6 protein-coding genes are annotated in these 6,123 nt (G+C 74.8%); 5 read left to right on the plus strand and 1 reads right to left on the minus strand.

The features are described 5' to 3' along the window. The 5 genes from AE652_RS16390 to AE652_RS16410 all read left to right on the plus strand — a co-directional run. The coding region (locus AE652_RS16390) for a sensor histidine kinase (RefSeq protein ID WP_369808299.1) at positions 1 to 925 on the plus strand (925 nt) is incomplete at its 5' end. Positions 926 to 1,074: 149 nt separating this feature from the next. Further along, positions 1,075 to 1,743, plus strand: coding sequence for a response regulator transcription factor (locus tag AE652_RS16395; RefSeq protein ID WP_049652130.1), 669 nt, complete (start codon positions 1,075 to 1,077; stop codon positions 1,741 to 1,743). A 556-nt stretch (positions 1,744 to 2,299) separates the two neighbouring features. After that, on the plus strand, positions 2,300 to 3,043 hold the full coding sequence (locus tag AE652_RS16400) for a transglycosylase family protein (protein ID WP_082345761.1): 744 nt from the start codon (positions 2,300 to 2,302) through the stop codon (positions 3,041 to 3,043). Positions 3,044 to 3,318: 275 nt separating this feature from the next. Then, a complete protein-coding gene (locus tag AE652_RS16405; protein WP_198959499.1) occupies positions 3,319 to 4,083 on the plus strand; it encodes an SDR family NAD(P)-dependent oxidoreductase in 765 nt (254 codons plus the stop codon). Between the two features lie 176 nt (positions 4,084 to 4,259). Further along, positions 4,260 to 4,856 carry a TIGR03086 family metal-binding protein gene (locus AE652_RS16410; RefSeq protein WP_049652127.1) on the plus strand — a complete coding sequence of 199 codons (597 nt, stop codon included), beginning with the start codon at positions 4,260 to 4,262 and terminating at the stop codon, positions 4,854 to 4,856. Between the two features lie 12 nt (positions 4,857 to 4,868). Here AE652_RS16410 and AE652_RS16415 read toward each other — a convergent pair whose 3' ends face one another. After that, positions 4,869 to 6,026 (minus strand): hypothetical protein, encoded by a 1,158-nt coding sequence (locus tag AE652_RS16415; RefSeq protein ID WP_049652128.1) that lies wholly within the window; start codon positions 6,024 to 6,026, stop codon positions 4,869 to 4,871. Positions 6,027 to 6,123 lie beyond the last annotated feature (97 nt).

Here is a 6,123-nt window from a genome sequence, read left to right on the forward strand (position 1 = left end):
CACCGCCCCGGCGGCCGCCGGGGTGCCCACCGCCGGGTCGGCGGCCACCGGGGCGGGTGCCGGGGCGCCGGCCCGGGGCGGGGTGGACGGGATCGAGGGGCTGGTGGAGTCCTCCCGGGCGGCGGGGGCCGGGATCGACCTGACCGTGGAGGGGGAGCGGCGTCCGCTGGCGGCCGCCGTCGACCACGCGGCGTACCGGATCGTGCAGGAGGCGCTCACCAACGCGCACAAGCACGCCCCCGGCGCGCCGATCGGCGTCGCGCTGCGGTACGAGCCGGACGCGCTGGTGGTGGAGGTCACCAACGCCCGCGCGCCGGAGCTCGTGGGGGCACGCGTCGGGGTGGGCGCGGCCGTCAGCGGCGGTCAGGGGCTGACCGGCCTGCGGGAGCGCGCCCGGTTGGTCGGCGGCATGGTGCACGCCGGGCCCACGCCGGAGCAGGGCTTCCGGCTGGCGGCGGTGCTCCCCTATGAAGGGGAGGAGCAGGACGCGGCGGCGGACGGGGCCGAGGACTGGATGCTGGACGGCCTGCCGCCCGTCGAGGAGCCGGAGCGCAAGCGGCGCAGTCCGGCGATGGGCTGCGCCCTCGGGGTGGTCGCGATCGCGGTGACCGTGCTCGGCCTGGCGGTCTGGGGCGTGGTCGCCTTCGTCAAGGGCACCAACGACGCGACCGTGCAGCAGCCGATGTACGACCAGATCAGGGTGGGCACCGCCGAGTCCGAGGTGCTGCAGACGCTGCCGCGCGGCAACGACTTCATCACCGACACGTATAAGGGGACAGGGCCCGAGATCCCGGAGGGCGCGCACTGCCGCTGGTTCGCCCTGAACGGGGCGCCCGGCGCCGGCTGGAACGAGGAGCACGTGGCGCGATTCTGCTTCCGGGACGGGGCACTGGTGGAGAAACAGGAGTACGTGATCAGCGGTTGAGTGCCCCCGTGCGCGGGCGGGTGCCCCGGCCGGGCGGGCCGGGCCGGTTTCGGATCACGGTGGTCCGGATCGGGGTGGTTCGGAACGGTCCTGCCGGGATGTGAGGATGGTGCCGCAGCCCACAGCACCGTTCGAGGGGAATGACCAGCGTGATCCGAGTCCTCGTCGCCGACGACGAGCCGCTGATCCGGGCCGGAATCAGGATGATCCTCGGTTCCGCCGAGGACATCGAGGTGGTCGCGGAGGCCGCCGACGGGCGGGAGGCGCTGGAGCTCGCGCGGGCGCACCGGGTGGACGTGGTGCTGCTGGACATCCAGATGCCGGTGATGGACGGGCTGACGGCGCTCGGGGAACTGGCGAAGGTCGCCCCCGGCGCGCGGGCGCTGATCCTCACCACCTTCGGGGAGCGCGAGAACGTCCTGCGCGCCGTGACCGAGGGCGGTGCCGGCTTCCTGCTCAAGGACACCGCACCGCACGAGCTGATCCAGGCCGTCCGGGCGGCGGCGGGCGGGAACGCCTTCCTCTCGCCGGCCGCGACCCGGCACATCGTCGACTCGCTGGCCTCCGGGCGCAGCGCCTCGCTGGCCGCCCGCGCCGTCGCGGCGCGGCGTCGGCTGGAGGTGCTCACCCCGCGCGAGCTGGAGGTGTTGGCCCTGCTCGGAGAGGGTCTGTCCAACGCCGACGCGGGGGCGCGGATCCACATGAGCGAGGCGACGGTGAAGACCTACGTCAGCCGGATCCTGGCCAAGCTGGGCTGCGACAACCGGGTCCAGGCGGCGCTGTTGGCGCGGGACGCGGAGCTCGACGGCCGTCGCTGAAGGTGTTCGCGCGGTCGCTGTACGTGTTGGACGTGACGGATGCCACTCGACGGCGGTGCGGAACCGGGAACTCCGGGTGCGGTGGTGACGGTGCGTCAGCTGACGGTTCCTCCGCGTGGATGGTGTGACGGCTTTCTCGGGCGGACAGGTGTGAGTGAGGGCACGGAATTTGACCGTTTGATCTTGGAAATCTGGTCAAAAATGGTCAAATCGGGCATGATTTTTTGCCCCGTACCGCCGGTAACAGTCAACTGACCTGCGACGTCGAAGAATTGCTTGCTGCGTCCGGGTGATGCCCCCTAGCTTCATTGGCGGCGCAACGAGCGCCACCCGGGTTCACCCCGACGCACTGCCCGCCGACTGACCCGCGGCGTGAGGGCGGTGCCCGCCGACGAGACCGGCTCGAACAGGCCGTCGGCGTGCGGAGGTGACCGGGGCGGCACGACACGTCCGACACGTGTCCGGCCGCCCGTCGAGTGAGGTGAGCGAAAGACTGCCGGCCCATGTCCCGGGCCTGGTTCCGCATGCCCACCCGGGACTTGTCGAGAGGAACTGTATGAATCCCCGTCACGAGACCGCCGCTGCCACCGACACCACCGCCACCACCAAGCGCCACCGCGTGCGGATGGCGGTCCTCGCGGGCGCCGCCGTCGCGGCCCTGCCGGTGGCCGGCCTCGTCACGGCCACCTCGGCCTCCGCCGCCTCCGTCTCCACCTGGGACGCCGTCGCCCAGTGCGAGAGCGGCGGGAACTGGAGCACCAGCACCGGCAACGGCTTCCACGGAGGACTGCAGTTCAGCCCGTCCACCTGGGCCGCGTACGGCGGGACCGCGTACGCCTCCCAGGCCAACAAGGCGACCAAGGCGCAGCAGATCGCCGTCGCGGAGAAGGTCCTCGCCTCGCAGGGCGCGGGCGCCTGGCCCGTCTGCTCGCAGAGGGCGGGCCTGGGCAAGGGCGGCGCCCCGGCCGTCGCCGACACCTCGGGCGGCACGGCGGCCAAGGCGGCCAAGCCCGCCGCGAAGCCGGCCACGAAGGCCGCCAAGCCCGCGGCCAAGCCCGCCGCCAAGCCGGCGGCCGCGCAGCAGGCGCCCAAGGGGCAGCCCTCGGCCAAGCCGGCGCAGTCCGCGCCGGTCGCGCCGAAGAACACCGCCGCGGGCGGCTACACCGTCAGGAGCGGTGACACCCTGAGCGACATCGCGGCCAAGTTCGGCACCGACACGGACAGCCTGTACCAGAAGAACCTGCGCACCATCGGCGCCGACCCGGACCTGATCTTCCCGGGCCAGACGCTGACCGTCTGACCGACTGACGGCTGTCCGACCGCCCGAGCGGCCGCCCCCATCAGGGCGGCCGCTCGGCCGGTCCCGGCGCGTTCGCGGTCCGTTCCCGGGGGGTCCCGGGCCGGGCGGCCGGCGGTCGGACCGCACCACCGGTGGTCGGCGCACACGCCGGGGCACGGGAGCGCGTCGCGACTTGGTTGAACGTTGAACGCAACGTCCGAATACCGCCGGAGGTTTGGAGGGCCCCGGGCCAGGATCGAGTCATGTCCGAGATCGGAACGAGGAGTTCTGGAGATATGACGATGAACGGTGCGGCAGTGCTCGACAGCCTCGACGGCAAGGTGGCCCTGGTGACCGGCGGCAGCCGGGGGATCGGGGCGGCGGTCGCCCTGCGGCTGGCCGAGGACGGCGCCCATGTGGTGCTGACCTACCAGGGCGGCGCGGAGCGGGCCGAGGAGGTCGCCGCGAAGATCACCGCGATGGGGCGGACCGGCTGGGCCGTACGGGCGGACAGCGCCGACCCGGAGGCGGTGCGGGGCGTGGTCGAGGCCGTCGTCGAGCGGTTCGGGAGGCTGGACGTCCTGGTGAACAACGCGGGCGTCGGCGTCCTCGGCCCGATCGGCGACCTCACGCTGGAGGACGTCGACCGGGTCCTGGAGGTGAACGTCCGGGCACCCTTCCTGTACGCCCGGGCGGCCTCCGCGCACCTGACCGAGGGCGGGCGGATCGTCAACCTCGGCAGCTGCATAGCCCAGCGCGTCGCCTTCCCCGGCGCCACGCTGTACGGGACCAGCAAGGCCGCGCTGATCGGCCTGACCAAGGCGCTGGCCCGGGAGCTCGGGCCGCGCGGGATCACCGCCAACCTGGTCCACCCCGGGCCGATCGACACCGACATGAACCCGGCCGGCGGCCCCGCGGCGGAGGGCCAGCGCGAGCTCACCGCGCTCGGCCGCTTCGGCACCGGCGCGGAGGTCGCCGCCGCGGTCTCCTACCTGGTCGGCGAGGGCGGCCGGTACGTCACCGGCGCCGAGCTGGCGGTGGACGGCGGCTTCGCCGCCTGACGCGGGTTCGACGGCAGGCCCCCGGGGCGTGTCCCGCAGGCCCGGCAGGGATCCGCGGGGCGCGCCCCGGGCGGCGGCGGGCCCGGTGTCGCGCCGGGCGGTTGTCGGCGCACGCGCTTACGATCGCCCGGCACGACCCGTGCTCCCGGACCGGGACCCGTACCGAGAGGTGTGCCATGACCGCAGCGGAAGACCCGATCGGGCTGCTCGCCCGGGCGCTCGCGCAGACCGCCGGGCTGATCGACGGCACCGGCGTCGAGCTGGCCGGCCACCCGACGCCCTGCCGCTCCTGGGACGTCGGCGACCTGGTCAGCCACCTCCTGCACGACCTGCGGCAGTTCACCGTCCGGGCGAAGGGCGGGCAGCCGGACTGGTCGCAGCCCTTCGAACGGGTCGAGGAGGACTGGCTGCACGCCTTCGAGGCCGGGGCGGAGGAGCTGGTCGACGCCTGGCGCGCGGCCGGCGACCTCGGCGGCACCCTGGAGGTCCCCGGCGTCGGCACCCTCCCGGCCCGCTTCCCGGTGGACCAGCAGACCACCGAATTCGCCGTCCACGGCTGGGACTTGGCTCATGCCACCGGCCAGTCCACCGAGGGCCTGGACCACGAGGTCGCGCTCGCCGCGCTCGCCTGGGCGACCGGCGCGCTCAAACCCGGGTACCGGGGCGCCGAGGAGGAGCGGCACGCCTTCGGGCCCGCCGTCGACGTCCCCGAGGACGCCCCGGCGTACGACCGGCTCGCCGCCTTCTTCGGCCGCGACCCGGCGGCCACCTGAGGCGTCGGACGCCTACCGGCGGCTCCAGCGGAACTCGATCTCCGGGTGGCGCGGGGACGGGGCGTCGAGGAGCGGGGCGGGGCGGTCGCGGAGGAAGTGGTCGGCGAAGGCCCGGACGTAGGTGCGGGTGAGTGCGGTGGCGCGGGCGGGCGCGATGGTGCCGAGCAGGGCGGCGTAGAGCTCGGGGGGCAGGTGGCCCGGGAGGTTGCCGGGGACGGCGGCGTGCGGCAGGTCGGTGAAGCTGAAGTGGCCCGCGCCCAGGGTGCGCAGTTGGCGCCCCCAGGCGTGGTGGTGCTCGCGCCAGCGCCGCCAGGTGTCGTGGTCGTCGAGCGAGGTGAGCAGCAGGAACGGCCGGTCCAGCCCGAGCTCCGGGACGGGGGAGCCGAACAGGCCGCCGTCCAGGTCGAGGCCGATCCGGAAGCGCGGGTCCTGGCGCAGCGCCTCGGCGGCCGCGGCTCCGCCCATGGAGTGGCCGAGCACGCCGATCCGCGCCTCGTCGACCCGGAACGGCAGTAGGCCGCTGGTCAGTCGGCCGGTGACGAAGCGCAGGTCGCCGACCCGCGCGGCGATCTCCTCGCGCTCGGCGGCGTCCCAGTCCGGCGGCTCCTCCGACAGGACGCTGCGCACCAGCCGGCCGTCCGGGAACTCGACGGCGGCGGCGTCGTAGGTGTGGTCGAGAGCCGCGACGAGGTAGCCGTGCGCGGCCAACTCCTCGGCCAGCGCGGTGCAGTTGCTGCGCCCGCCCTTGCGGCCGTGGCCGAGCAGCAGCAGGGGGAGCGGGCCGGGGTGGGCGGGCGCGCCGGCGCGGGCGGTGGGGCGGACCAGGCCGAGGGTGCCCGGGTCCAGCGGCAGGGCCTGTTCGATCACGGCCGCGACCCGGGGGGTGGTGTACGGCGCGAGGGGCCGGCCGGCGGTGCCGCGCGCCGGGTACCAGAGCTGCACCATCAGCTCGCGCGGGCCGGGCGTGGGCGCGAAGGGGTCGAGCCGGTCGTGGTCGACCAGGTGCAGGCTGACGGTGCCGACCGGCCGGCCGACGGTGGGCGCGGGCAGGTCGATGGTGCGCGGCGGGGCGGTCGGAGCGACCGGCGCGGCGAGGGCGGGCGCGGCGGGCAGCAGGGCGGCGGTCCCGCCCAGGCCCGTGAGGGCGAGCAGTGAACGGCGCCTGATCATGCGTCATCCTTGCCGACTCGGCGACGGGGTCCGGTCAGTCTAGGCCCTCTCTTTCGGATCACGCCGGGCGCGCGACGCCGGAGCACGCACCTCGCCG

Origin of the sequence: Kitasatospora sp. MY 5-36, assembly GCF_001182915.1 — a bacterium.
Lineage (GTDB): Bacteria > Actinomycetota > Actinomycetes > Streptomycetales > Streptomycetaceae > Kitasatospora.

Coding starts and splice junctions, on each gene's coding strand:
- AE652_RS16415 (WP_049652128.1), bottom strand. CDS start 6,026: ATGATCAGGCGCCGTTCACTGCTCGCCCTCACGGGCCTGGGCGGGACC.
- AE652_RS16400 (WP_082345761.1), top strand. CDS start 2,300: ATGAATCCCCGTCACGAGACCGCCGCTGCCACCGACACCACCGCCACC.
- AE652_RS16410 (WP_049652127.1), top strand. CDS start 4,260: ATGACCGCAGCGGAAGACCCGATCGGGCTGCTCGCCCGGGCGCTCGCG.
- AE652_RS16405 (WP_198959499.1), top strand. CDS start 3,319: ATGACGATGAACGGTGCGGCAGTGCTCGACAGCCTCGACGGCAAGGTG.